The sequence below is a fragment of the Cellulomonas humilata genome (assembly GCF_030814415.1).
GTDB lineage: Bacteria > Actinomycetota > Actinomycetes > Actinomycetales > Cellulomonadaceae > Cellulomonas > Cellulomonas humilata_A.
Genome location: NZ_JAUSVB010000003.1, coordinates 275493 through 299961 on the forward strand (window position 1 = coordinate 275493; position 24469 = coordinate 299961).

Sequence of the window (24469 nt, forward strand, 5' to 3'; positions counted from 1 at the left end):
GCTCCTAGGATCGAGCGCATGACTCGCCTCGAGATCCCGGTGCAGCTGCGCTGGTCGGACATGGACGCCTACCAGCACGTGAACAACGTGGAGATGCTCCGGCTGCTGGAGGAGGCCCGGATCGAGGCATTCTGGAGCCATCCCGTGGCCCCGGACGGCACGCGCGTCGAGAGCGCGTTCCCCACCGCCGTCATCGACGCCGGTCCCGGTGCGGAGGTGTCCACGCTGGTCGCGCGCCAGGAGATCGAGTACCTCAAGCCGCTCGGCTACCGCCGGACCCCGGTGATCGTGGAGATGTGGCTGGGGCACCTCGGCGGAGCCAGCCTGGACGTCTGCTACGAGGTGCGCGACGCGGGCGAGGACGGCCCGGAGCGCGTCACCTACGCGCGGGCGCTCACCACGCTCGTGCTCGTCGACAACGCGACGGGGGCGCCGCGACGTATTGCGCCCGAGCAGCGGGAGGCCTGGTCCACGTTCCTGGAGGAGCCGGTCACGATCCGCCGCCGGCGCTGACGCGCCGGTCGGTGCGCGCCCGTTCGGCGGTCTCCGCGGCCCGGGCGATGTTGCGCTGCATGCCGCCGAAGACGATGCCGTGGAACGGGTACACCGACCACCAGTAGAGCTGTCCGAGCAGCCCTTTCGGGTGGAACAGGGCGCGCTGCGCGAACACCGTCGGTGCCTCGTCGGGAAGCCCTGTCGGCTCGACCCGCAGCTCCAGCCACGCGAGCCCGGGGACGCGCATCTCGGCGCGCAGCCGGATCAGGGTTCCCTCCTCGATCTCCTCGACACGCCAGAAGTCGACGGCGTCGTCCACCAGCAGCTGCAGCGGGTCGCGACGGCCGCGGCGCAGGCCCGGTCCACCGACGAGCCGGTCGGCCAGCCCGCGGACTCGCCACGCGAGCCCCCACGAGTACCAGCCGCGCTCGCCGCCGACCGCCTCCAGCACCCGCCACAGCGACGCGGGGGAGGCATCGACGGTGACCTTGCGCTCGTCGACGAACAGCGAGCCGCCGGCCCAGTCGGGGTCGCCCGGCAACGGGTCGCTGGGTGCGCCGGGGACAGCCGCGGACGACCAGCGCGTGGTGACGGCGGCGTCGTGGACGCGCCGCAGCGCGAGCCGCACGGCGCGGTCGAACCCGATCAGCCCGTCGGGCGGGTCGGGCACGTACTCGGCGATGTCGTGCTCGTCGCACACCACCTCGTGCACCAGCGACTCCACGAGGGGGCGGGCGAGACCACCCGGCACCGGGGTCACCAGCGACACCCAGAGGGAGGACAGCTTCGGCGTCAGCACCGGCACCCCGACGATCACCCGTCGCCTCAGGTCCGCCGCGTCGGCGTAGCGCTGCATCATGTCGCGGTAGGTCAGGACGTCGGGCCCTCCGATGTCGAACCCGCGGCTGACGTCCGGGGGCATGGCCGCCGCGCCGACCAGGTACCGCAGGACGTCCCGGATCGCGATGGGCTGGATGCGGTTCTCCACCCAGCGCGGAACGGTCATGGCCGGCAGCCGCTCGGTGAGGTAGCGCATCATCTCGAACGACGCGGAGCCCGACCCCAGGATGACCGCCGCGCGCAGCACGGTGGTCGGGACGCCGCTGGCCAGCAGGATCTCGCCGACCTCGGTGCGCGACTCCAGGTGCGGGGAGAGGTCCTCGCCCTCGGGGTACAGACCGCCGAGGTAGACGATCCGGCCCACCCCGGCCTCGCGGGCAGCCTGCCCGAACACGAGCGCGGTGTGCCGGTCGGTCGACTCGAAGCGCCGGCCGGAGCCGAGCGAGTGGATGAGGTAGTACGCGACCTGCGTCCCGTCGAGGGCCGCGCGGATCTGGTCGGGCTGGGCTGCGTCGGCGGCGACGACCTCGACGTCGGCGTACCAGGGGCGACCGCGCAGCCGGTCGGGGTGGCGGGCGATCGCGCGCACCCGGTACCCCGCCGCGAGGAGCTCGGGGACCAGCCGCCCGCCGACGTACCCGGTCACGCCCGTGACCGCCACGAGGGGTGCGTCGGGGCGGGGGTGGCCGTCGTCGTCGAGCCCCGGCACGAGACCGGCGAGGGTGTGTGCCACGGGCGCAGGCAGGAGGTCGTCGGGGGAGGTGGCCATCTGGGCAGTCTGCGGTGCGCGCCCGCGACGCGCACCCGGTCGCGGCGGATCCTCAGCCGCCGCTCAGCATCGCCAGGGTCTCGCGCTCGGCGACGGCCTGCGACCGGGTGGCGCGGATCATCGTGCCCCGCTCCCACAGGTCGATCACCCGCGGGTCGATGTACGACGACCGGCACACGGCCGGGGTGTTCCCGAGCTCCTCGGCGACGTCGCGCACCACCTGCGTCACCGCACGCTTGCGAGCACGCTCACTGGCCGGGGGCGGACCGACGTCCGCCAGACCGCGGGCGGCCAGCACGGTCGCGTGCCACGTGCGGAAGTCCTTCGGCGTCGCGTCGTCGCCCAGCTGCGCCTTCACGTACGCACCGACGTCCGCGCTGGTCACGTCGTGCCACGCGCCAGCGTCGTCGCGCCAGGCGAGCAGCTCGGGGCCGTCGTCGCGCCGCCGGGTCAGGCTGCGCACGATCGTGGCGACGTCGTCGTCCTCGACCACGGTGTCCCGCACCTGGCCGGACTTCGCGGGGAAGTTCAGGTGCACGCGACCGGGGTCACCGTCGCTCTCCGGCGCCAGGACCCGCACGTGCGAGCGCAGGAGCGTCGCCAGCCCGTACGAGCCGTGCTGGAGCGCGTACCCCTCGCCGCCCACCCGCAGGTACGCGAGGTCGAGCAGCCGGAACGCGAGCGCGAGCACCTTCTCCCTCGGCATCCCGTCGAGACCCAGGTCCGCGCGGACCCGGCGCCGGGCCGCGGGCAGGCGGCGGGCGACGTCGAGCACGTGGTCGTGCTTGAGGCGGCCGCGCCGAAGCGTCCACTGCTGGTGGTACAGGTACTGGCGTCGCTCGGCGTCGTCGAGCCCGGCGGCCTGGATGTGGCCGTTCGGCCACGGGCTGATCCAGACCTCGCGCCACGCGGGCGGGATCGCGAGCGTGGTGATGCGTTCCAGGTGCTCCTCGTCGACGATCCGGACCTTGTCCAGGTCGAGATAGACGAACCCCCGGCCGGCGCGACGTCGCGCCCAACCGGGGGCGTCGATGCGGACGCGGCGGAGACGGACCATGCGGGAAGTGTCGCCCGCGCTCTGCCAGTCCGCGCGGCGAGGGGCGTCAGTCCGGGAAGCGGACCATGCCCTCCTGCGCGACCGATGCGACGAGCGTCCCGTCCTGCGTGAACACCCGGGCGGCGCCGAGGCCGCGACCGCCCTGCGCGCTCGGCGTCGACTGGACGTACAGCAACCAGTCGTCGACTCGTACGTCGCGGTGCCACCACATGGCGTGGTCCAGGCTGGCGATCGACAGGCCCCGCGTCCGCCACGACCGCCCGGCCCGCCGCAGGATCGGCTCGAGCATCACCTGGTCGCACGCGTACGCGAGCAGCGCACGGTGCAGGAGCTGGTCGTCGGGCAGCGGGCCGCGCGAGCGGAACCACACCGCCTGCTGGCCGACGGCCTCCTTCGGCGGGTCCAGGTAGATCGCTCCGCCGACGTGCCGGACGTCGAACGCGGCCTCCTGCGTCCAGAACTTGGCGACGGGGTGGTCGATGCCCCCGAGCAGGTCGAGGGCCGACTGCACCTCGTCCGGACCGGGGATGCCGGTGGGCATCGGGTCGGCGTAGTCGAGCCCGGGCTGGTCCTCCTGGAACGACGCGATCATCGACAGGATCGCGTCGCCGCCCTGCAGGGCGTGCGTCCGGCGGGCGCTGAACGAGCGGCCGTCCCGCAACCGCTCGACCGCGAAGGTGATGGGCTCGCGCACGTCACCGGCCCGCAGGAAGTAGCCGTGCAGGGAGTGCGGAAGGCGGGCGTCGGGCACGGTGCGGCCTGCGGCGAGGAGCGCCTGCGCGAGCACCTGGCCCCCGAAGACCCGCCCGCGCGGCTGCGGCAGGCTGCGCCCGCTGAACAGGTCGGGGGTGCTGGGGTCGTCCTCGAGCCGGAGGATGTCGAGCACGGAGGCGGTCGGGTCGGGCTCGGTCGTCATGGACCGCAGCGTCTCATGACGCCAGCGACCGACGGGCCTGGAGAGGGCGTGACGTCGGTCGCTCAGTCGTCGAACGTGTTGAGCATCGAGAACGCCGCACGCTCCAGGTAGTCCCACAGCTGCGCCTGGTGCATCGGGGCGAGGTCGAGGCTGTCGACGGCGGCGCGCATGTGCAGCAGCCACCGGTCGCGGGCCTCCGGGTTCACCTTGAACGGCGCGTGCCGCATGCGCAGGCGCGGGTGCCCGCGCTCGTCGGAATAGGTGGTCGGCCCGCCCCAGTACTGCTCGAGGAACAGCGTCAGCCGTTCGGCGGCGGGGCCGAGGTCCTGCTCCGGGTACATGGGCCGCAGCACCGGGTCGTCGGCCACGCCGCGGTAGAACTCGTCGACCAGCCGGACGAACGTCTCGTGCCCGCCGATCGCCGCGTAGAAGGAGTCGGATCTCACGCCGCCATCCTCACACGCGCGTCAGAGGCCGAGCTCCTCCAGCACGGGCAGCCCCGCACGCACGACCGCGCGCGCGTCGGCCGCGCTGGACGCGGCGAGCGCCAGCTGGGCCAGGCGGCGGCACTCGTCGAGCGTGGTCGCCGCGAGGAGCGCGGCGACGTCGGGCAGCGCTCGCGGCGTCATGGACAGCGACGAGACGCCGAGCCCGACCAGGACCGCGGCGAGCGCAGGGTTGGCGGCGGCCTCGCCGCAGACACCGACCGGACGGCCCTGCTGCGCGCCGCCCCCGCAGGCCGCGGCCACCAAGTGCAGGACGGCCGGCTGCCACGGGTCGGACAGCTCCGCGACGGCGCCGAGCAGGCGGTCGGCCGCCATCGCGTACTGCGTCAGGTCGTTGGTGCCGATGCTCGCGAACGCGGCGTGCGCGAGGATCGGACCCGCCAGCAGGGCCGCGCTGGGAACCTCGATCATCACGCCGGCGACGGGCAGCCCGTGCGCGGTGCAGGCGGCGACGAACTGCTGGGCCTCGTCGACCGTCGAGACCATCGGCGCCATCACCCAGACCTCGGCGGTCTCGGCGGCGGCCGCCTGCGCGATCGCCGTGAGCTGGTCGTCGAGCACCTCCGGGTGCCGGGTGGCGGTGCGCAGACCCCGGACCCCGAGGGCGGGGTTGACCTCCGCGTCCCCGGCGAGGAACGGCAAGGGCTTGTCGGCGCCCGCGTCGAGCGTGCGGACCACGACCTTGCGACCGGGGAAGGCGGCCAGCACGCGGCGGTAGGCGGCGACCTGCTCGTCGATGCTCGGCGCCTCGTCGCGGTCGAGGAAACCGAACTCGGTCCGGAACAGTCCGACGCCCTCCGCACCTGCGGCGGCTGCGGGGGCCGCGTCGGCCGGGTCGCCGACGTTCGCCAGCAGCTCCACGTGGTGGCCGTCGGCGGTATGCCCGTGGCCGTCGAACGTCCGCACCTGCGCGGCGAGCGCCAGCGCGGCCAGCACCTGCTCCTCGGTGGGGTCGACCGTCACCGTCCCCGCGGAGCCGTCGACGAGCACCAGGCCCTCGGCCAGCACGGCCGCCTCGGCACCGCGGGCCGCCACGACCGTCGGGATGCCGCGGGCACGCGCGAGGATCGCGGTGTGCGACGTGGGACCGCCCGTGCCCGTGACGATCGCGAGCACCCTCTCGGTGTCGAGCGTCGCGACGATCGCGGGTGCCAGGTCCGCCGCCACCAGCACGAACGGTGCCTCGTGCGCGGGCACGCCCGGTGCGGGGCGGCCGGTGAGCTCGGCGACGAGCCGGTCGCGGACGTCGGCGATGTCCCGGGTGCGCTCCGCGAAGTAGCCGCCGAGCGCCTCGAACTGCGCGGAGACCGCCTCGGCGGCCTCCCAGACGGCGCGCTCGGGCACCAGCCGGTCGTCGACGACGCGCTGCTCGGCGTCCGCCACGAGCGTCGGGTCCGCGGCGATCGCCGCGGTGGCGTGCAGGAGGTCGGCGCTCTCGCCCTGGGCGCGGTCGGCGGCCGCGTCGAGCGCGGCGCGGACCACCTCGGAGGCTGCACCGATCCGCTTCGAGACCGCCGCGTAGTCGGTGCCCGGCGGGAGCCGTCGACCCGATGGCGGCTCGGCGACCGGGTCGGGCATGAGCACCGCGGGCGCGACGACGCGACCGGGGCTCACTCCGATGCCGGTGATGACCGTGGGGGATGGTGCGTGCACCGGACTCACCTCGGGGGACCTCCTCGTCGACCTTGACGGCAGTGTGGTCCCTCGACGTCGGGGAACGCCACCTGGACACGGACTGTGAGCGGCGTCTCAGGGTTAGGCTTGCCCCCGGGCGCAGACGGCGCCGGATGAGTGGGGAGTTCCATTGAGCAAGGCAGAGCAGATCCTCGCAGCGCTGGGCGGCGACGCGAACGTCGTCGACCTCGAGCCGTGCATCACCCGGCTCCGCGTCGAGGTGAGCGACGCCCACCTGGTCGACGAGGTGGCCCTCAAGGCCAGCGGCGCGTTCGGTGTGGTGCGGTCCGGCCGTATCGTCCAGGTGATCGTCGGCCCGGAGGCCGACAATCTCGCCGCAGAGCTCGACAGCCTGCGCTGACCGGCCGCTGCGGTCGGGGGTGTGAGGGATGACCACCCTGCGGCTGCTGAGCCCTCTGACGGGGGTCGTCCGACCCGTGTCGGCAGTTCCGGATCCCGTCTTCGCCGAGGGCATGGTCGGTCCCGGCATCGCCCTGGAGCCGCAGCACGTCCAGCACCAGACCGTGCTCGCGCCCGCCGACGGGGTCATCGGTGCCCTGCACCCGCACGCCTTCGCCCTCGAGGTCGGTGAGGGGCGGACGATCCTGGTCCACCTCGGCATCGACACGGTCGGCCTCGCCGGCCAGGGCTTCACGCTGCACGTCGACGGCGGGCAGACGGTGCGCGCGGGGGACCGGCTGGTGACCTGGTCCCCGGTCGACGTGTCCGCCGCCGGGCTGCCGACGATCTGCCCCGTCGTCGCGCTGCAGGCCGACCCCGACCTGCTGACGTACCTGGTGGCCGACGGCGAGACCGTCGAGGCGGGGCAACCGCTGCTCGACTGGGCCTGACGGCCCGCTTGCCGTGAGCCGGCGACGGCGGCACGGTGGAGTCGAGCACGGGAGGTTCCGATGGCAGAGCTGCTGGTCGACTTCATCACCTCGCTCGACGGGTACGCGTCAGCAGAGGGCTGGCCCGGCTGGTGGGGGCTCGAGGGTCCCGAGTACCTGGCCTGGCTCGGCGAGTCACCCGAGGGCGACTGGCCGATCCTCATGGGGGCCACCACGTACCGCCTGATGTCGCAGTTCGCCGCCGGTGGCGAGGAGGGCGCCGACGTGCTGACCGACATGCCCAAGGTCGTGTTCTCCTCCACCCTGACCGAGCCGCTGACCTGGGCGAGCACGCGTCTCGTCGACGGAGATGCCGTCGAGGCGGTCCGGTTCATGAAGACCGACGACGATCTTCCCGGGCTGCGCACGATCGGCAGCCTCACGCTGTGCAGGACGCTGCTCGAGGCGGGGCTCGTCGACCGGTTCCGCGTCGTCATGTTCCCCGTGATCACGGGGCGCACCGGAGCCGAGCGGATCTACGACGGCTATCCCGACGTGGGGCTGGAGATGGTGGACAGCCGGACGTTCGACGGGAAGATCCAGCTCGTCGAGTACGTCCCGACGATCCTCACCGGGCCGCCCGGCCAGTAGGCGGTCAGCGCTCCTCGGCGGGGGCGGGCTCCTCCGTCGGCACCGGCTCGTCGCCCGTGGCGGCGACCCGGGCGTCGCGGTTGCTCACGACGTCGTCGAGCGGAGTGTTCCGCGGGTCCCGCGGAGTGGCCTCGTCCTGCGGCGCGAAGGCCGCTCGGTGCGTGGCCATGAGGTCGCGCTGACCGGCCAGCGGCACGTGCGCACGTTCGAGCGCCTCCCGGGTCGCGGTCCGCAGCTCGCGGGCCACCTCCCACTGCATGGCCGGCGACGTCTTGACCTTCAGGCGCAGCGTCACGGCGTCGGCGCTGAGCCGTTCGATGCCGGTGATCGTCGGCTCCCCGAGGATGTGCGCGCCGACCACCGGGTCCTTGACCACCCGCGACGCGGCCTCTGCCAGCAGCCCCCGGACCTGGTCCAGGTCGGCGAAGTAGTCGACGTCGATCTCCACGACCGCCGTCGCCCAGCCCTGGGTCTTGTTGCCGACGCGCAGCATCGTCCCGTTGGGGACGTACCAGAGCGTGCCGTCGGAGTCACGGATCTTCGTGATCCGCAGGGTGACCGCCTCGACGGTCCCGTTCGCCGGGCCGACGTCCACCACGTCACCGACCCCGTACTGGTCCTCCAGCAGCATGAACAGGCCGGTGAGGAAGTCCTTGACCAGGCTCTGCGCGCCGAAGCCGAGCGCGACCCCGATGACGCCGGCGGACGCGATGAACGGGGCGATGTTGACCCCGAGCGTGTCCAGGATCAGGAAGAACGCGATCCCGCCGACGACGATCGTGGCGCTCGACCGCAGCACCGAGCCGAGCGTGCGGGCGCGCTGCGCACGGCGGGCGCTGGAGAGCGGATTCGCCTTGGCCAGGACGCCGCCCACGTCGGACTCGCCGATGGGCCGCAGGATCCCGCGGTCGAGGAACGGCGTGCCGTCGGCGACGTGGTTGGTGATCGTCCGGATCGTGCGACGGAGCAGGAACAGCGCGATGCTGCTGATCGCGACGATGAGGATGATCTTCAACGGGATGCCGAGGAACCACTGTCCCCACGACTGCGCCGACGTCGTGTCGGTCGGGCTGAGCGGGTCGTCCGTCCCCTGCGGCTCCGGTGTCGCGGCCGCGAGCAGCGCGGCCCTCATGCGTTGCCGCCAGTCAGGCCGGTGCGGTCCGCGACGAACTGCAGCTGCTCGACCGTCAGCCCGATGGTCCGAGACAGGGCCCGCCCGCCGTGGCCGACCCCGCGCTCGCGGCGGACCAGCACCGGCCGGTCGCTGCTGGTCGCCGCCTGCAGGGCCGCGGCGAGCTTGCGGGCGTGCAGCGGGTCGACGCGCGTGTCGCCCTCGAAGACCGTGAAGAGCGTGGCGGGATACGCGGTGCCGTCGACGACCCGGTGGTACGGCGAGTAGCCGAGCAGCCAGCCGAGCTCGGTGGGGTCGTCGGCGTCGCCGTACTCCTCCGTCCACGTCACGCCGAGGCCGAACCGCTGGTAGCGGACCATGTCGAGCAGCGGCGCCGAGCACACGACGGCCGCGAACAGGTCGGGCCGCTGCGTCAGGGCCGCGCCCACCAGCAGGCCGCCGTTGGAGCCGCCCCAGCAGGCCAGCTGGTCCGGGGTGGTCCAGCCCAGCGCGACGAGGTGGTCGCCGACGGCGTGGAAGTCGTCGAACACGTTCTGCTTGTGCGCGCGCATGCCCGCGCGGTGCCACTGCTCGCCCTCCTCGCCGCCGCCGCGCAGGTTGGCGACGACGTACACGCCGCCCGCCTCGACCCAGGCGAGCGTCGTCGCGGAGAACGCGGGGTCGAGCGAGATCTGGAACCCGCCGTAGCCGTAGAGGATCGTGGGCGCGGCAGCGAGCGGTCGGCCGTCGTCGTCGAGCGCGTCGGTGCGCGCGACGACGAACGCGCGGACCGTCGTGCCGTCGGGGCTGGTGACCTCGATCTGCTGGGCGCGGACGTCGGGCAGGTCGGCGACCAGCCCGGGAGGCGCCGCCCACAGGGTCGTCCCGCCCGTGCGCGCGTCGAACCGGTGCACGCTCGTCGGCGTCGTGTGGTCGGCGTACGAGAACCAGACCTCGGGGCCGCCGTCGGGGTGCGTCGCCAGGCCCGAGATGGAGCCGAGGCCGGGCAGGGCGAACACGTCCGGGCGGCGCTCGCCGGTGCGCGGGTCGTGCACGCTGACCTCGGACACCGAGTGCCGGCGCCAGGACGCCAGCAGCAGCGTCGGCGTCGTGTCCGCGCCGCCGCCGTCGATGAACGCGACGTCCTCCAGGACCGCCGTCGGGTCCTCCGCCAGCAGCGTCGTCCAGTGCTCGACGCCCGGTGCGGTCGGGTCCGTGACCGCGATCCGGCCCCGCGGCGCGTCCAGGTTGGTGTGCACGTACAGCCGGCCGTCCCGGGCCACCCACGCGCCGGTCTCGGCGTCGAGACCGACGGCGACCTCGACGAACGACGGCTGCTCGAGTCCCGACGCCGTCAGGTCCGCGATCCACACGTCGGTACGCGGCGCGGTCCCCGCGGAGGCGGACACGATGAGCCAGCGCCCGTCGCGAGAGACCGACACGCCGTAGTAGTTCGTGTGGTCCAGGCCCGTGCCGAACACCTCGACGTCCTGGGAGCCCGGGGTACCCAGGCGGTGCAACCAGATGCGTCGGTGGTACTGGGCCTCATCCTGCGGCAGCTCCTCCGGGGGGAGCCGGCGGACGTAGTAGAACGCCTCACCGCCGGGCAGCCACGCCACGGGGGAGTACCGCGCCCGGTCGATCGGCCCGTCGACCAGCTCACCGGTGGCCACGTCGAGGACGTGCAGCACGCTCTCCTCGGTGCCGCCCGACGACACCTGGTACGCCACCAGGTGGCCCTCCTTGGACGGCTGCCACGCGTCGAGCGTCGTGGTGCCGGCGGGGTCGATCGCGATGGGGTCCAGCAGGACGCGCTCGACATCGCCGTCGACCACCACGACGACCGCGTGCTCCTGGTCGCCCACCCGGCGGGAGAAGAACCGACGGTCGCCGCGCCAGGCGGGCGGGCTCACGAAGCCGGCGCCCAGCAGGGCGCTCAGCCGGTCGGTCAGGGCGTCGGTGCCGAACGGGCCGACGGTCGCGAGCGTCTCGCGGTACTGCGCGTACAGGACGTCCTGCGCGGTCGACCACGCCTCGGTCTCGTCGGACCCCGCGTCCTCCAGCCCGCGGAACGGGTCGGCGACGCGGTGCCCACCCAGGTCCTCCACCAGATCGGTGCGAGGGGCGGCCGGGTACGTGCGCAGAGCAGGTGCGGTCATGGTCCGCAAGGCTACGACGGGTGGCTGCGAGGGTGCGCGAGTGACGCGATCGGGAGCGTCTGTCCTGCGTGTGCGCGGAATGCTCTGGCAGGATCGGCATGTGGCAGACGACCCGGGGACCGCGTCCGACGCCCTCCTGCGCCTCGCAGGGGCCTACGGGGTGGTCCCGGACCACTGGGACTTCCACGGACAGAGCCGCCGCGCGTCCGCCGCCACCCTCCAGGGGGTGCTCGGGGCGCTCGGCGTCGACGCGTCCTCCCCGGAGCGTGTCGACCTGGCCATCGCCCACGTCGAGGACATGCCGTGGCGCCGCGTGCTGCCGCCCGTGCTCGTCGTCCGGGAGGGCCGGCAGGCGCACGTGCCGGTGCACGTCACGCACGAGGACCCCGTCGAGGTGTGGATCGAGCTGGACCCCGAGGTCGGTGGCGGCCGGCGCGAGGTCTCGCAGGCCGACGTGCCCGTCGAGCCCCGGACGGTCGACGGCCGGCTGGTCGGGCGTGCCACCTTCACGCTGCCCACGGACCTTCCGCTCGGCTGGCACGAGATCGTCGCCGAGGGGCCGAGTGCCAGCGCGCACAGCCCGCTGGTGGTGACGCCGTCGCACCTCGAGCTCCCCGGCGCCCTGCGGGAGCGCCGGTCGTGGGGGCTCATGGCCCAGCTCTACTCGGTGCGGTCGCGGGCGTCGTGGGGCGTCGGAGACCTGGCGGACCTCGCCGAGATCGGCTGGCTCGCAGCGCGCGAGCTGGACGCCGACTTCCTGCTCATCAACCCGCTGCACGCCGCCGAGCCGACCGTCCCGCTGACGCCGTCGCCGTACCTGCCGACGACGCGCCGCTTCGTGAACCCGCTCTACATCCGCGTCGAGGACGTCCGCGAGGCCGGCTACCTCTCGTCGGCGGACCGCACGCTGGTGGAGTGGGCGTCCGAACCGGTGCTGGCCACCGACGACGACGCCGGCCCCATCGACCGCGACGCCGCCTGGACCGCCAAGCGCGCTGCGCTCGAGGTCGTCTTCGCGGCACCCCGGTCGGCTGCCCGGCAGGCCGCGTTCGACGCGTTCGTCGACCAGGAGGGCTTCGGGCTGGAGACCTTCGCGCTGTGGTGCGCGCTCGCGGAGAAGTACGCCGACGTCACGCCGTGGCCCGCCGACGCCCTCGACCCGTCGTCCTCGCTGGTCGCGGAGCTCCGCACCGAGCTGGCGGAGCGCGTCGAGTTCCACCTGTGGCTCCAGTGGGTGGCCGACGAGCAGCTGGCGGCCGCTCAGCGCGCTGCCCTCGACGGGGGCATGGCGCTGGGCATCATGCACGACCTCGCCGTCGGGGTGCACCCGCAGGGCGCGGACGTGTGGGCGCTCGGCGACGTGCTCGCCCGGGGCGCCACGGTCGGTGCGCCGCCGGACATGTACAACCAGCAGGGGCAGAACTGGTCGCAGCCGCCGTGGCGCCCCGATGCCCTGGCGCGGGCCGCGTACAAGCCGTACCGGGACATGCTGCGCACCGTGCTCCGGCACGCGGGCGCCATCCGCATCGACCACGTCATCGGGCTGTTCCGGCTCTGGTGGATCCCCGAGGGCGCCGACTCCGCCGACGGTGCCTACGTCCGCTACGACCACGAGGCGCTCGTCGGCATCCTGGCGCTCGAGGCGCACCGCGCCGGCGCCGTCGTCATCGGGGAGGACCTCGGCGTCGTCGAGCCCTGGGTGCGGGACTACCTGTCCGAGCGCGGGATCCTCGGGACCTCGGTGCTCTGGTTCGAGCGCGACATGCACGGCGCGCCGCTCGCCCCCGAGCACTACCGGCCGCTGGTCCTGGCCACGGTGACGACGCACGACCTGCCCCCGACCGCGGGGTACCTGGCGGGCGAGCACGTGGCCATCCGCGAGCGGCTCGGCCTGCTGACAGACCCGGTGGCCGTGGTCCGCGCGGCGGCGCTGGCCGAGAAGGACCAGATGCTCGGCGTCCTGCGGGACCGCGACCTGGTGGGCGACGACCCCTCGGAGCGCGAGATCGTCGAGGCGCTGCACCGCTATGTCATGGCGACCCCGTCCGTGCTGGTCGGCGTCTCGCTGGCCGACGCGGTGGGGGAGCGACGCGCGCAGAACCAGCCCGGGACCGACCAGGAGTACCCGAACTGGAAGGTGCCGCTGGCGGACAGCTCCGGACGGGTCGTGCTGGTGGAGGACCTGTTCACCAACCAGCGGCTGCGGTCGCTGGCGGCCGTCCTCAACAGCGGAGCATGACCGGGCAGCTCCGCCGCGTCCGCGTCGTGGGGACCACCGGGTCCGGGAAGACCACGTTCGCCGGTCGGCTCGCCGCGCGGCTCGACGTGCCGCACCTGGAGCTCGACGAGGTGTTCTGGGACGCCGGATGGACGAAGCGGGACCCGGAAGAGGCACGAGCGCTGATCCGCGCGTTCGTGGAGTCGGCGGACCGCGGCTGGGTGACCGACGGCAACTGGACCGCGGGCACGCAGGGCCTCCTCACCGACGCAGAAGCGTTCGTCTGGCTCGACTACCCGCGCCGGACGGTCATGGCGCGGGTGGTCCGACGGACCCTGCGCCGCGGGGTGCTGCGCACGGAGCTGTGGCACGGCAACCGCGAGAACCTGCGCAACGTGCTGAACGCCGACCCGGAGCAGAACGTGGTGCTGTGGTCGTGGACGTCGCACACCCGCACTCGCACCCGCTACTCGACGCTCGCCGCCGACTCCCCGATCCCGGTCATCCGCCTGCGCAGCCCACGCGAGGCGCAGCGGTGGCTGGGGACGCTGGCACCCTGACGCGACGAGGCCCGCACCCCGTGAGGAGTGCGGGCCCCGTCGGGTCAGCCGATCAGGAGCGGCGGAGGTCCGCCTTCTGTGCCGCGAGCGCGCGACGGACACCGTCGCGGGACTCCAGCACCAGGCGGCGCAGCGCCGAGGGCGCGTCCGGGTGGCCGTCGAGCCAGGCGTCGGTCGCACCCAGCACGTCCACGGAGGCGTCGTCGGCCAGCTCGGTCGGGTACAGGCCGACGACGATGTTCTGCGCCATCTCGCTGGTCTTGTCCGCCCACACGGACTCGAGCCCCGCGAAGTAGGGCTCGACGAACGGCACGAGCAGGGAGCGGTCGTGCACGCGGCCGAAGCCGGCGATCGTCGCGGCCTGGATGGCGTTCGGTAGACCGTCCTGGTCCACCACGGACTCCCAGGCCGTCGCCTTGGCGGCAGCGGTGGGCACGGCGGCACGTGCGGCGGCAGCGGCGCGCTGACCGGTCGCGGTGGCGTCGGCGGCGAGCTGGGCGGCGATGTCCGGGTCGCCCGCGCGGCCGCCCGTCACCAGGGAGGTGAGCAGCTCCCAGCGCAGGTCGGTGTCGATGGACAGACCCTCGAGGGTCGCCTGACCGTCCAGCAGGTCACGGACGGCGTCCAGCTGCTCGGTGGTCGCGGCCCGGCCGGCGAAGGACTTCACCAGCTGCAGCTGCGTGTCGGAGCCGGCCTCGGCCGCACGGGCGAGCGCGAGCAGCCGGTCGGCCGCCGCGATCTCGGTGGCGGACCGGTGCTCCGGTGCCGCGTACAGGTCGAGCGCGGTGGACAGCTGGCGCAGCAGGACCAGCACCACGGAGGAGTCCGTCTCCTGCGCGATGTTGTTCAGGACCAGGTCGACGAAGTCGCGGGCGGGCGTCTCGCCGTCGCGGGTGGCGTCCCAGGCGGCGGTCCAGACGAGCGTGCGCGGCAGCGAGTCGTCGAACTTGCCGAGGTGCTCGATCGAGGCGGCCAGCGACTGCTCGTCGAGACGGACCTTGGCGTAGGCGAGGTCGTCGTCGTTGACCAGCACGAGCGCGGGGCGCTGCACGCCGACCAGCTGAGGGACCTCGGTGCGCGGACCGGCGACGTCCAGCTCGACGTGGGCCGTCCGGACCAGCCGGCCGGTCGTCGCGTCGAGGTCGTAGCCGCCGATCGCGAGGCGGTGCGGGCGCTGCACCGGGTGCTCGTCGGGCACCTCCTGCAGGACCGCGAACGACGTGATGACGCCGGCGTCGTCCACCGTGATCTCGGGCCGCAGCAGCGTGACGCCCGCCTTCTCCAGCCAGAGGCCGGACCAGGCGGACAGGTCGCGTCCGCTGGTTGCCTCGAGCTCGGTGAGGAAGTCGCGCAGCTCGGTGTTGCCCCACGCGTGCTTGGCGAAGTAGGCGCGGACGCCCGCGAAGAACTCGTCCTGACCCACCCAGGACACCAGCTGCTTGAGCACGCTCGCGCCCTTGGCGTAGGTGATGCCGTCGAAGTTGACCTCGACGTCCTCCAGGTCGCGCATGTCCGCGACGATCGGGTGCGTCGAGGGCAGCTGGTCCTGCCGGTAGGCCCAGTTCTTCTCCATCGAGGAGAACGTGGTCCAGGCGCTGGTCCAGCGGGTGGCCTGGGCGGTGGCGAGGGTCGACATGTACTCGGCGAACGACTCGTTCAGCCACAGGTCGTCCCACCATCGCATGGTCACCAGGTCGCCGAACCACATGTGTGCCAGCTCGTGCAGGATCGTGACGGCGCGGCGCTCGATCGTGGCCTCGGGGACCTTGGACCGGAACACGTAGGACTCGAGGAACGTCACCGCGCCGGCGTTCTCCATCGCGCCGGCGTTGAACTCCGGCACGAACAGCTGGTCGTACTTGGTGAACGGGTACGGGACCCCGAACGCCCGCTCGTAGAAGTCGAAGCCGGCGCGCGTGAGGTCGACGATGTTGTCGGTGTCCAGGTGCTCGGCCAGCGACCCACGGCAGTAGACGCCCAGCGGGATGATGCGGCCGTCCTGGCTGGTGAGCTCGCGGTGCTCGGCGTGGTACGGCCCGGCGATGACGGCCGTGATGTACGACGAGATGCGCGGGGTCGTCTCGAACGTCCACGTGGCGGTGCCCTTGTCGGCGCCGCCGTTGCGGTTGGTGCCGCCCTCGACGACGACGGGCATGCCGACCTGCGGGTAGTTGGACACGACGGTCCAGTGAGCCGGAGCGGTCACCGTGAAGGTGAACGCGGCCTTGAGGTCGGGCTGCTCGAACACGGCGAACACGCGCCGGGAGTCGGCCACCTCGAACTGCGAGTACAGGTAGACCTCGTCGTCCACGGGGTCGACGAACCGGTGCAGGCCCTCGCCGGTGTTCATGTATGCGGCGTCGGCGACGACGACGAGCTCATTGGTCGCGGCGAGGCCGTCCAGCTGGATGCGCGCGTCGGTGACGACGGCCGCGACGTCCAGCGACCGGCCGTTGAGCGTGACCTCGTGCACGGTCGGTGCGATCAGGTCGATGAACGTCGAGGCACCCGGGGTCGCCGTGAACCGCACCACGGTGCGGGACTCGAACGTCGTCGGACCGGTGGTGAGGTCCAGGGTGACGTCGTACGACTCGGTGGCGACGACTGCGGCGCGCTCGCGCGCCTCTGCACGGGTGAGGTTCTCTCCAGGCACGCAGGTACTCCTCGGGACGCGATCGGGTGGGCTCTTGGCCGGGTCGATCATCGCACGCAGCCGTGTGCGCCCTAAGGTCGACGCGTGCATGCGACCTACGACGCGGTCATCGTCGGCGGCGGCCACAACGGCCTGACCGCTGCCGCCTATCTGGCCCGCGCCGGACGGACCGTCCTGCTGCTCGAACGGGCGGACCACGTGGGCGGCGCGACGCAGTCGGCGCGGGCGTTCCCGGGGGTCGACGCCAACGTGTCGCGCTACTCCTACCTGGTCTCGCTGATGCCCCGGCAGGTCCGCGACGAGCTCGGGCTGCGGGTGGAGCTCCGCCGCCGGCGCATCTCCTCCTACACGCCCGCCGGCAGCGGGGGACTGCTCGTCGACACGGCCGACGAGGCCGCGACCGCCGAGTCGTTCGCCTCGGTCGGGGCGGGTGGCGACGTCGCCGCGTGGCGAGCGTTCGGCGCCCGCACCGGCGCGCTCGCCGCACGGCTCTGGCCGACGATGACCGAGCCGCTGCTGTCGCGCGACGACGCGCGGCGGCTGCTCGGTGCGGCCGACTGGCGCGACCTGGTCGAGCGGCCCGTGGGCGAGGTCGTGGACGCGACCTTCGGTTCCGACCTGGTCCGGGGGATCGTGCTCACGGACGCCCTCATCGGTACCTTCGCCCGCGCGCACGAGCCCGGAGGGCGGGCCAACCGGTGCTTCCTCTACCACGTGATCGGCGGGGGAACCGGGGACTGGGACGTGCCCGTGGGGGGCATGGGCGCCGTCGCGGGTGCGCTCGAGAGTGCGGCTCGCGCCGGTGGTGCGGAGCTGGTCACCTCGGCCGAGGTCACCGCGGTCGACCCCGGCGGCCCGAGCGCAGCTGCCGAGGTGACGTGGACCGATGCCGACGGGACGCAGCATCGCGTGGGCGCGCGGCACGTGCTCGCCGCGTGCGCGCCGGCCGTGCTGGACCGGCTGCTCGGCCGGTCTCCCGGCGCGGCGCCCGAGGGGGCGCAGCTCAAGCTGAACATGCTGCTCACGCGCCTGCCGCGGCTGCGCTCGGGGGTGGACCCGGCCACGGCGTTCGCCGGTACGTTCCACGTGCACGAGTCCGCCACCGAGCTCGAGACGGCCTACCAGCAGGCCGCCGCCGGCGTGATCCCGGACGTGCCGCCCGTCGAGACGTACTGCCACTCGCTCACGGACGACTCGATCCTCGGCGCCGACCTGCGCGCCACCGGTCACCACACGCTCACGGCGTTCGGCCTGCACATGCCCGCGCGGCTGTTCGCGGCCGACCCGGACGGTGCCCGCGAGCGCGCCCTGACCGCCACCCTGCGGTCCATCGACAGCGTCCTGGCGGAACCGCTCGAGGACTGCCTCGCCCGCGACGCGACCGGAGCGCCCTGCCTGGAGGCCCGCAGCCCCGTCGACCTGGAGGCCGACGTCGGCCTGCCGGGCGGCCACATCTTCCACCGCGACCTCGCGTGGCCCTGGGCGGAGCACGACGACGAGGTGGGCGGCTGGGGCGTCGAGACGGCGGACCCGCGCATCCTGATCGCCGGTGCGGGCGCCCGGCGCGGCGGCGGTGTCAGCGGCATCCCCGGTCGCGCCGCGGCGTTCGCCGTCCTGGGCACGGCCTGACGACCTGCGGGAATAGCGCGGCGCGGCGAGATGGTTGCGCCAGGCACCGACATCTCTGGAGGACTCTGTGACGAGCACGCCCACCGCCCGCCCCGTCGTCGACTTCTGGTTCGACCCGGCCTGTCCGTGGGCATGGATGACGTCCCGCTGGATGGACGAGGTCGCCGCGATCCGCGACGTGGACGTCCGCTGGCACGTCATGAGCCTGTCCGTGCTGAACGAGAAGCGGGACGACCTGCCGCAGCGGTACCGCGACCTCATGGACGAGGGCTGGGGACCGGTGCGCGTCATCATCGCCGCCGCGCGCGACCACGGTGAGCAGGTCATCAAGCCGCTGTACGACGCGATGGGCACGCGCCGCCACCCCGGCGGTCGCACCGACAACGCCGCGATCATCGCCGAGTCCCTGGCCGAGGTGGGCCTGCCGGCCGGGCTGGCGGCGGTCGCCGGCACCGACGAGGTCGACGCGCTGCTGCGCGAGTCGCACGGTGAGGGGATCTCGCTCGTCGGCGACGACGTCGGCACCCCGGTCGTCGCCATCGACGGCGTCGGGTTCTTCGGCCCCGTCATGACGCCCGCCCCCACCGGCGACGCCGCCGGTCGCCTGTTCGACGGTCTCGCCCTCATGACGAGCGTCCCCGGCTTCTACGAGCTCAAGCGCTCGCGGACGGCCGGCCCGTCGTTCTGAGGACTGTTCTGGGCATCTGACCAGGGCGAGTGGCCCGTCCGGTTCGTCCCGTGTGATCCTGGTCGCCGACTCCGCCCCAGACCGGGCGGGTCGGTGACCCCCACGGGGAGGAACGGAGCAGCATGACCTCGGCGCGCACCATCCGGCTCTTCGTCATCGTCGACGCGGTGCTGGTGGTGCTCCTGCTGATCCTCGCGATCGTCTTCGTGAGCGGTGATGGCGGAGGCGAGGACGGCACCGCGGACGCGACCACCGGGGCGAGCGCGTCGAGCACCCCGTCGTCGAGCGCGTCGGCCACCTCCACCGAGCCGGTCGCGTTCGCGCTGCCCAGCGGGAACATCGCGTGCACCATGTCCGTCGACGGCGTGACCTGCACCATCGCCAGCTACACCTACGCACCGCCGGTCGTGGCGGGGTGCACCGAGGTGACCGGGCACGTGATCGTCCTGAACACGGACGGCGTCGCGTTCGACTGCGTGAGCGGACCGCCGCCCGCGGTGGCCGGCGACGACGTCCCCGTGCTCGAGTACGGGCTGACCACGAGCGTGGGCGACTACACGTGCCGCAGCGCGACCGACGGCGTGCAGTGCACGGACGGGTCGGGCACCGGGTTCCAGCTCGCCCGCGCCACCTGGTCCGAGCTGCCGGCCTGACGCCGACCGCCCGGACCAGGGGCGTCGTGCGTCACCAGATACGGACGCGCTCCTCGGGTGCGAGGTACAGGGCGTCGCCCGGCTGGACGTCGTAGGCGAGGTAGAACTCGTCGACGTTGCGCACCACGCCGTTGCAGCGGAACTCGTTGGGGGAGTGCGGGTCGGTGGCGATCCGGCGGATGATCTCCTCGTCGCGACCCTTCGCCTGCCACACCTGCGCCCAGCCGAGCAGCACGCGCTGAGCGGCCGTCAGCCCGTCGATCACGGGGGCGTCCTCGAGCGGGGTGCCGAGCGCGATGCGGTAGGCGGTGAACGCGATGGAGAGCCCACCGAGGTCGCCGATGTTCTCGCCGATGGTGAGCTCGCCGTTCACGTGGTGCGACCCGTTCAGCTGCACCGGGGAGAACACCGAGTACTGGTCGATCAGCGCCTTGGTGCGCGACTCGAACTCCGCGCGGTCGTCGGCCGTCCACCAGTCCTCGAGGCGCCCGTCGCCGTCGTACTTGGACCCCTGGTCGTCGAACCCGTGGCCGATCTCGTGGCCGATGACGGCACCGATTCCGCCGTAGTTGACGGCGTCGTCGGCGTCGGCGTCGAAGAACGGCGGCTGCAGGATGGCGGCCGGGAACACGATCTCGTTCAGTCCGGGGTTGTAGTAGGCGTTGACCGTCTGCGGGGTCATGAACCACTCGTCGCGGTCGATCGGCTTGCCGATCTTGCCCAGCTCGCGGTCCTGCTCGAACGCGTAGGCGCGGCGCACGTTGCCCAGCAGGTCGTCCGCGGACACCTCGAGCGTCGAGTAGTCGCGCCAGCGGGCGGGGTAGCCGATCTTGGGGGTGAACGCCTCGAGCTTGGCGAGCGCCTTCGCGCGCGTCTCCTCACCCATCCAGTCCAGCTGCGAGATGGACTCGCGGTACGCGGCGACCAGGTTGGCCACCAGCCCCTCCATCCGCGCCTTGTGCGCCGCCGGGAAGTGCCGGTCGACGTAGACCTTGCCGACGGCCTCGCCGAGCACGCCCTGCACCAGCGAGACACCGCGCTTCCAGCGGTCGCGCAGCTCCTGCGCACCCGTGAGCGTCCGGCCGTAGAAGTCGAAGTTCGCCTCGACCAGCTCGTCGTTCAGGTACGGCGCCCGGTCGGAGATGACGTGGTAGCTGAGCCACGCCTTCCAGTCCTCGAGCGGCTCGCTCTCCCACAGGGTGGCGAAGGCCTCGGCGAACGAGGGCTCGCGCACGACGAGGTGGTCGAACGCCGTGGCCGGTGCGCCGAGCGCCAGCACCCAGGAGTGCCAGTCGAACCCGGGGGCACGCTCGGCGAGGGCGGTGAGGGTCAGGGCGTTGTAGGTGAGGTCGGCGTCCCGGTCCTTGACGACGTCCCAGTGCCCGGCGGCCAGCGCGGTCTCGAGGGCCAGGACCCGACCGGCGAGCTCGTCGGCCTGCGTCTCGTCCGCCGCGGCACCACCGAGGCGCAGCATGCGGGCGACGTGCGGGCGGTAGGCCGCGAGCACCGGCGCGTACTGCGCGTCGCGGTAGTAGGCCTCGTCGGGCAGGCCCAGACCGCCCTGCGCGAGGTGCACGACGTAGCGGGTGGGCTCCTTGGCGTCGTTGTCGACGTAGAACCCGACGGCACCGCCGGCCCCGGTGCGCTGCAGGGCGCCGAGCGCCCCGGTGAGCTCTGCCTGCGTGGTCGCCGCCTCGACGAGCGCGAGGTCGGTGCGCAGCGGCGCGACGCCGGCGGCCTCGACGACGTCGGTGTCCATGAACGACGCGTAGACGGCGCCGACCTTCGCCTCCACGGGGTCCGTGGACGTCCCCGCCGCAGCGGACTCGCCGGCGTCCGTGATGATGTCGCGGACCTGTTCCTCCGCCCGGTCGTGCAGGGCGCGGAACGCGCCGTCCATCGCGCGGTCCGCGGGGATCACGTGGGCCGCGAGCCAGCGGCCGTTCACGTGGGCGTAGAGGTCGTCCTGGGGACGGACGTCGGGGTCGAGTGCGGTCAGGTCGATGCCACTGCGCGTCATGCGCACAGCCTACGGACGGGTGCGTCCTGTGCGCCGTGGCTTACGCCCAGGGCTGACGACCGCCTGCCGGACTCCCGACGCGGCGCCCCGGGGGTGGTGCGGCAGGATGGCCCCATGCGCATCCACGTCGCCTCCGACCACGCCGGATTCGAGCTGAAGGTCGCCCTGATCGAGCACCTGCGCGCCGCGGGCCACGACGTCGTCGACCACGGCGCCGACACCTACGACGCGCTCGACGACTACCCGCCCTTCTGCTTCGCGGCCGGCGAGGCCGTCGTGGCCGACCCGGGGTCGCTCGGCGTCGTCATCGGCGGCTCGGGCAACGGCGAGCAGATCGCCGCGAACAAGGTCACCGGCGTGCGAGCCGCCCTCGCGTGGAACCTCACGACCGCGCAGCTGGGTCGCCAGCACAACGACGCCAACGTCGTCGCGATCGGTGCACGTCAGCACTCCGTCGACGAGGCCCTGGAGCTGGTGGACGCGTTCGTGGCCGAGCCGTTCAGCCACGACGCGCGCCACCAGCGCCGGATCGACCTCCTCGCGGCCTACGAGGCCGGGCGCTAGCCGCCGGTCACCAGACGTAGTTGCACATCGGGGCGACCGGCCACAGGAACGCGACGGCCGCGGACTGCAGCGCACCGGGCGTCTGCTCCGTCACCAGGCCGGCGCGGGCCTGCGCCAGCAGCGACCGGCCGCCGAGGTAGACGGCCCCGAGCTCGCGGACGTCGAGCGTCACGTCGGCGGCGTCCTGCGTGCGGGTGACCTCGGCCGGGTACGTGCCGTCGTCCTGCCGGGCGCCCGTGGTCAGGCGCCACCGGCCCGCGTTCGCGGTCAGGCGGGTGTCGGTCACGTCGAGCACGACGTCGACGGGGGCCGCGTACCGGCGTCCGGCGAGAGCCACGGGCAGGTCGAGGATCCGGATCCAGAGGTTGTCGTTGACCTTGGGCACCACCGCGCGGGGGTCCACCAGCAGGTGCAGGAGGGTGTCGTCGACGGGCAGCATCGGTCCGTCGACGGTGGCGGTGAGGTCGAGGTCCAGCAGGAACGACCAGAGGCGATGCGTCGCAGCCGCGTCGACGGCGACCGCCTCGCGCACCTTGACGGTCCCGGCGGGGCCGCCCTCCGCCCAGTTCTCCTTGCGCCGGAACAGCGCGAAGGCCCGGACCTCGCCCGCGGAGTCGTGCACCGTGACGATCCGCAGCGGTTCGGCGCCCTCGCGCCAGGCCGGCGGGTCGACCAGGACCCGGGTGCGCCACGCGTCGCTGTCGCGGGTGGTCCAGCCGGGCCTGCCCGCGCCCGCCGCGCGGTGCACGGCGTCCACCAGAGCGCTGTGGCGCGCGACGTCGGCGGTCGCCAGCTTCACCGTGAGCTCGTCCGTCCCGGGGACGTCACGCAGGGCGGCGCCGCGGGCGATCTTCACTCGTACGTCGTCGGCGGCCGAGCCGTAGCCGTACCGCCCGTAGATCGCGTGCTCGGCGGCGAACAGGGCGGAGATCGGCTCGTCACGTGCGAGCGACCGGGCGAAGTGGGAGTCGATCATCGCGGTCAGCAGGCCGCGGCGGCGCTGGTCCGGCCGGGCGCCCACCCAGGTGAGCCCCGAGCACGCGATCGTGCCGCCCGGTACCGGCATCGCGTGCGCGTAGGACGCGTGCACGGCCGCGAGCACCCCGTCGGGATCCTCGACGGCCTGCGCCCGGTCCCACTCGAAGGTGATCGGGACGAGGGCGTCGGTCTCGGGGCTCGAGTCGAACGCGAACGCCAGGCGGTCGACCTCGAGGTACTCGTCCTTGCGGCTCTCGGGCACGTCGACGAGGCGGTATCCGTCGGGAAGCGGGCTCATGTCGCCATCGTCCGGCATGGCACGCCCGACGGCACCTCCATTTTGCATCGGCACGGCGCCGCGGAGCCCAGTATCTCGTGCCGGTGACCTGCGGATACGCTCGCCAGATGTGGGGAGTCCGATGGGTGCCGGCGCAGGGCCTGCTCACCCGCGCGACCCTCGTGCTGCGCCGGTGGAGCGGGCGCTCGCAGGTCACGCTCACGGCGGCCCTCGTGCTCAGCGTGGGACTCCTGGCGCTGGGTATAGCGCAGCAGCCCGAGTGGGTCCCGCCGTCGACCTTCCTGCTCATCGAGCTCGTCGCGGTGTTCCTGCTGCGGCTGCGCAACATCATCGTGCTCGGCGTCGCGATCCTCGGGTGCTCGTGGTGGTTGTGGTGGTGGGGAGCGGCGTCGATGATCCCCGGCATCCTCGTCGTGATCACCGTCTCCGTGGGCGCGACCATCGCCTTCGCGCGCGAGCGGGAACGGCTCGGGCTCCAGGGAGCGCCCGGTGACCTCATGCTCGTCGACCTGCGCGACCGGCTCGCTGCGCACGGCCGCGTCCCCCCGCTGCCCGCCGGGTGGCGGGTGGACAGCGAGATCCGCTCGGCGCACGCCGACGGCTTCTCCGGGGACTTCATGGTGGCGGGCACCCGGTCCGACGAGAACGCGCTCGAGATCGTCCTGGTCGACGTCTCCGGCAAGGGACTCGACGCGGGGGTGCGCTCGCTGCAGCTGTCCGGTGCGTTCGGTGGCCTGCTCGGGGCCATGCCGCGCGACAAGTTCCTCCGGGCCGCCAACCAGTACCTGCTCGCGCAGGCGTGGGACGAGGGCTTCGCGACGGCGATCCACGTGGCGCTCGACCTGCGGACAGGCGACTTCTGGGTGTCGTCGGCCGGGCACCCGCCCGCGGTGCACCTGCACGCCGGCTCGGGGCGCCTCGAGCTGATCGACACGGTCGGCAGCCCTGCGCTCGGGGTCGTGGCCGACATCCGGTGCGAGTCACGCGCGGGACGCATGGAGCGCGGTGACGTCCTCCTGCTCTACACGGACGGGCTGGTCGAGATGCGCGGGGGAGACCTCGACCAGGGCATCGACCGGTTCATGGGGGTGGCGGACCGCGTCCTGGCACCCGGTCGCGGCACCGCGGCGGCGGTGCTGGCCGGGGTGAAGGCGGGCGACGACGACGACCGCGCGGTCGTCCTGGTCCACCGCGACTGAC

General features: G+C 73.3%; 21 protein-coding genes. 11 read left to right on the plus strand and 10 right to left on the minus strand.

Features of this window, described 5'->3' with window-relative positions; genetic code table 11:
• Positions 1 to 18 precede the first annotated feature (18 nt).
• A complete protein-coding gene (locus tag J2X26_RS12365) occupies positions 19 to 513 on the plus strand; it encodes an acyl-CoA thioesterase (RefSeq protein ID WP_307492665.1) in 495 nt (164 codons plus the stop codon).
• Here J2X26_RS12365 and J2X26_RS12370 read toward each other — a convergent pair.
• The 5 genes from J2X26_RS12370 to ptsP form a co-directional block, all read right to left on the minus strand.
• The gene (locus tag J2X26_RS12370; RefSeq protein WP_307492667.1) at positions 491 to 2104 is read right to left on the minus strand and encodes an SDR family oxidoreductase; all 1614 of its coding nucleotides are present in this window, start codon (positions 2102 to 2104) and stop codon (positions 491 to 493) included. The two genes, J2X26_RS12365 and J2X26_RS12370, sit on opposite strands and share 23 nt — an antisense overlap.
• A 52-nt stretch (positions 2105 to 2156) precedes the next feature.
• Positions 2157 to 3161, minus strand: coding sequence for a DNA topoisomerase IB (locus J2X26_RS12375; RefSeq protein ID WP_307492669.1), 1005 nt, complete (start codon positions 3159 to 3161; stop codon positions 2157 to 2159).
• Positions 3162 to 3207: 46 nt separating this feature from the next.
• Positions 3208 to 4077 (minus strand): acyl-CoA thioesterase, encoded by an 870-nt coding sequence (locus J2X26_RS12380; RefSeq protein WP_307492671.1) that lies wholly within the window; start codon positions 4075 to 4077, stop codon positions 3208 to 3210.
• Positions 4078 to 4139: 62 nt separating this feature from the next.
• On the minus strand, positions 4140 to 4523 hold the full coding sequence (locus tag J2X26_RS12385; protein WP_055921487.1) for a globin: 384 nt from the start codon (positions 4521 to 4523) through the stop codon (positions 4140 to 4142).
• Positions 4524 to 4544: 21 nt separating this feature from the next.
• A complete protein-coding gene (gene ptsP / locus J2X26_RS12390) occupies positions 4545 to 6236 on the minus strand; it encodes a phosphoenolpyruvate--protein phosphotransferase (RefSeq protein WP_307492674.1) in 1692 nt (563 codons plus the stop codon).
• A 151-nt stretch (positions 6237 to 6387) separates the two neighbouring features.
• On the opposite strand from ptsP, the gene J2X26_RS12395 reads away from it, so the two are divergent.
• From J2X26_RS12395 to J2X26_RS12405, 3 genes are read left to right on the plus strand one after another with little or no spacing between them, the layout of a single operon-like run.
• Positions 6388 to 6618: a glucose PTS transporter subunit EIIB gene (locus J2X26_RS12395; RefSeq protein WP_055921493.1), complete on the plus strand. Its 231-nt coding sequence runs from the start codon at positions 6388 to 6390 to the stop codon at positions 6616 to 6618.
• Between the two features lie 28 nt (positions 6619 to 6646).
• Positions 6647 to 7108, plus strand: a complete 462-nt coding sequence (locus J2X26_RS12400; protein ID WP_307492675.1) for a PTS sugar transporter subunit IIA — start codon at positions 6647 to 6649, stop codon at positions 7106 to 7108.
• A 60-nt stretch (positions 7109 to 7168) separates the two neighbouring features.
• Positions 7169 to 7738, plus strand: coding sequence for a dihydrofolate reductase family protein (locus tag J2X26_RS12405; RefSeq protein WP_307492677.1), 570 nt, complete (start codon positions 7169 to 7171; stop codon positions 7736 to 7738).
• Positions 7739 to 7742: 4 nt separating this feature from the next.
• Here J2X26_RS12405 and J2X26_RS12410 read toward each other — a convergent pair whose 3' ends face one another.
• The gene (locus J2X26_RS12410; RefSeq protein ID WP_307492678.1) at positions 7743 to 8870 is read right to left on the minus strand and encodes a mechanosensitive ion channel family protein; all 1128 of its coding nucleotides are present in this window, start codon (positions 8868 to 8870) and stop codon (positions 7743 to 7745) included.
• A complete protein-coding gene (locus tag J2X26_RS12415) occupies positions 8867 to 11008 on the minus strand; it encodes a prolyl oligopeptidase family serine peptidase (protein WP_307492679.1) in 2142 nt (713 codons plus the stop codon). The genes J2X26_RS12410 and J2X26_RS12415 overlap by 4 nt, the downstream gene beginning before the upstream one ends.
• Before the next feature lie 100 nt (positions 11009 to 11108).
• On the opposite strand from J2X26_RS12415, the gene malQ reads away from it, so the two are divergent.
• On the plus strand, positions 11109 to 13247 hold the full coding sequence (gene malQ, locus J2X26_RS12420; RefSeq protein WP_307492681.1) for a 4-alpha-glucanotransferase: 2139 nt from the start codon (positions 11109 to 11111) through the stop codon (positions 13245 to 13247).
• Positions 13244 to 13786, plus strand: a complete 543-nt coding sequence (locus J2X26_RS12425) for a toxin (protein WP_307492683.1) — start codon at positions 13244 to 13246, stop codon at positions 13784 to 13786. The genes malQ and J2X26_RS12425 overlap by 4 nt, the downstream gene beginning before the upstream one ends.
• Before the next feature lie 52 nt (positions 13787 to 13838).
• Here J2X26_RS12425 and pepN read toward each other — a convergent pair whose 3' ends face one another.
• Positions 13839 to 16439: an aminopeptidase N gene (gene pepN / locus J2X26_RS12430; protein ID WP_307492685.1), complete on the minus strand. Its 2601-nt coding sequence runs from the start codon at positions 16437 to 16439 to the stop codon at positions 13839 to 13841.
• Between the two features lie 84 nt (positions 16440 to 16523).
• Between pepN and J2X26_RS12435 the strand changes: the two genes are divergently transcribed.
• The 3 genes from J2X26_RS12435 (at position 16524) to J2X26_RS12445 (ending at position 19409) form a co-directional block, all read left to right on the plus strand.
• A complete protein-coding gene (locus J2X26_RS12435; RefSeq protein ID WP_307492686.1) occupies positions 16524 to 18068 on the plus strand; it encodes a phytoene desaturase family protein in 1545 nt (514 codons plus the stop codon).
• A gap of 67 nt (positions 18069 to 18135) precedes the next feature.
• Positions 18136 to 18756 (plus strand): mycothiol-dependent nitroreductase Rv2466c family protein, encoded by a 621-nt coding sequence (locus tag J2X26_RS12440; protein WP_307492688.1) that lies wholly within the window; start codon positions 18136 to 18138, stop codon positions 18754 to 18756.
• 122 nt (positions 18757 to 18878) lie between these two features.
• A complete protein-coding gene (locus J2X26_RS12445) occupies positions 18879 to 19409 on the plus strand; it encodes a DUF6636 domain-containing protein (RefSeq protein WP_307492689.1) in 531 nt (176 codons plus the stop codon).
• A 31-nt stretch (positions 19410 to 19440) separates the two neighbouring features.
• Here the strand turns inward: J2X26_RS12445 and J2X26_RS12450 are convergent, their stop codons facing one another.
• On the minus strand, positions 19441 to 21429 hold the full coding sequence (locus tag J2X26_RS12450; protein WP_307492691.1) for a M13 family metallopeptidase: 1989 nt from the start codon (positions 21427 to 21429) through the stop codon (positions 19441 to 19443).
• A gap of 114 nt (positions 21430 to 21543) precedes the next feature.
• Between J2X26_RS12450 and J2X26_RS12455 the strand changes: the two genes are divergently transcribed.
• The gene (locus J2X26_RS12455) at positions 21544 to 21993 is read left to right on the plus strand and encodes a ribose-5-phosphate isomerase (RefSeq protein WP_307492692.1); all 450 of its coding nucleotides are present in this window, start codon (positions 21544 to 21546) and stop codon (positions 21991 to 21993) included.
• Positions 21994 to 22000: 7 nt separating this feature from the next.
• Here J2X26_RS12455 and J2X26_RS12460 read toward each other — a convergent pair whose 3' ends face one another.
• Positions 22001 to 23269, minus strand: coding sequence for a GNAT family N-acetyltransferase (locus J2X26_RS12460; RefSeq protein WP_307492694.1), 1269 nt, complete (start codon positions 23267 to 23269; stop codon positions 22001 to 22003).
• Positions 23270 to 23376: 107 nt separating this feature from the next.
• On the opposite strand from J2X26_RS12460, the gene J2X26_RS12465 reads away from it, so the two are divergent.
• The gene (locus J2X26_RS12465; protein WP_307492695.1) at positions 23377 to 24468 is read left to right on the plus strand and encodes a PP2C family protein-serine/threonine phosphatase; all 1092 of its coding nucleotides are present in this window, start codon (positions 23377 to 23379) and stop codon (positions 24466 to 24468) included.
• Position 24469 lies beyond the last annotated feature (1 nt).

Excerpts from the sequence above, each read along its gene's own strand:
- J2X26_RS12365 (WP_307492665.1), top strand. The coding sequence starts at position 19 with ATGACTCGCCTCGAGATCCCGGTGCAGCTGCGCTGGTCGGACATGGAC.
- J2X26_RS12370 (WP_307492667.1), bottom strand. The coding sequence starts at position 2,104 with ATGGCCACCTCCCCCGACGACCTCCTGCCTGCGCCCGTGGCACACACC.
- J2X26_RS12375 (WP_307492669.1), bottom strand. The coding sequence starts at position 3,161 with ATGGTCCGTCTCCGCCGCGTCCGCATCGACGCCCCCGGTTGGGCGCGA.
- J2X26_RS12380 (WP_307492671.1), bottom strand. The coding sequence starts at position 4,077 with ATGACGACCGAGCCCGACCCGACCGCCTCCGTGCTCGACATCCTCCGG.
- J2X26_RS12400 (WP_307492675.1), top strand. The coding sequence starts at position 6,647 with ATGACCACCCTGCGGCTGCTGAGCCCTCTGACGGGGGTCGTCCGACCC.
- J2X26_RS12405 (WP_307492677.1), top strand. The coding sequence starts at position 7,169 with ATGGCAGAGCTGCTGGTCGACTTCATCACCTCGCTCGACGGGTACGCG.
- J2X26_RS12410 (WP_307492678.1), bottom strand. The coding sequence starts at position 8,870 with ATGAGGGCCGCGCTGCTCGCGGCCGCGACACCGGAGCCGCAGGGGACG.
- J2X26_RS12415 (WP_307492679.1), bottom strand. The coding sequence starts at position 11,008 with ATGACCGCACCTGCTCTGCGCACGTACCCGGCCGCCCCTCGCACCGAT.
- J2X26_RS12425 (WP_307492683.1), top strand. The coding sequence starts at position 13,244 with ATGACCGGGCAGCTCCGCCGCGTCCGCGTCGTGGGGACCACCGGGTCC.
- J2X26_RS12445 (WP_307492689.1), top strand. The coding sequence starts at position 18,879 with ATGACCTCGGCGCGCACCATCCGGCTCTTCGTCATCGTCGACGCGGTG.
- J2X26_RS12450 (WP_307492691.1), bottom strand. The coding sequence starts at position 21,429 with ATGACGCGCAGTGGCATCGACCTGACCGCACTCGACCCCGACGTCCGT.
- J2X26_RS12455 (WP_307492692.1), top strand. The coding sequence starts at position 21,544 with ATGCGCATCCACGTCGCCTCCGACCACGCCGGATTCGAGCTGAAGGTC.
- J2X26_RS12460 (WP_307492694.1), bottom strand. The coding sequence starts at position 23,269 with ATGAGCCCGCTTCCCGACGGATACCGCCTCGTCGACGTGCCCGAGAGC.
- J2X26_RS12465 (WP_307492695.1), top strand. The coding sequence starts at position 23,377 with ATGTGGGGAGTCCGATGGGTGCCGGCGCAGGGCCTGCTCACCCGCGCG.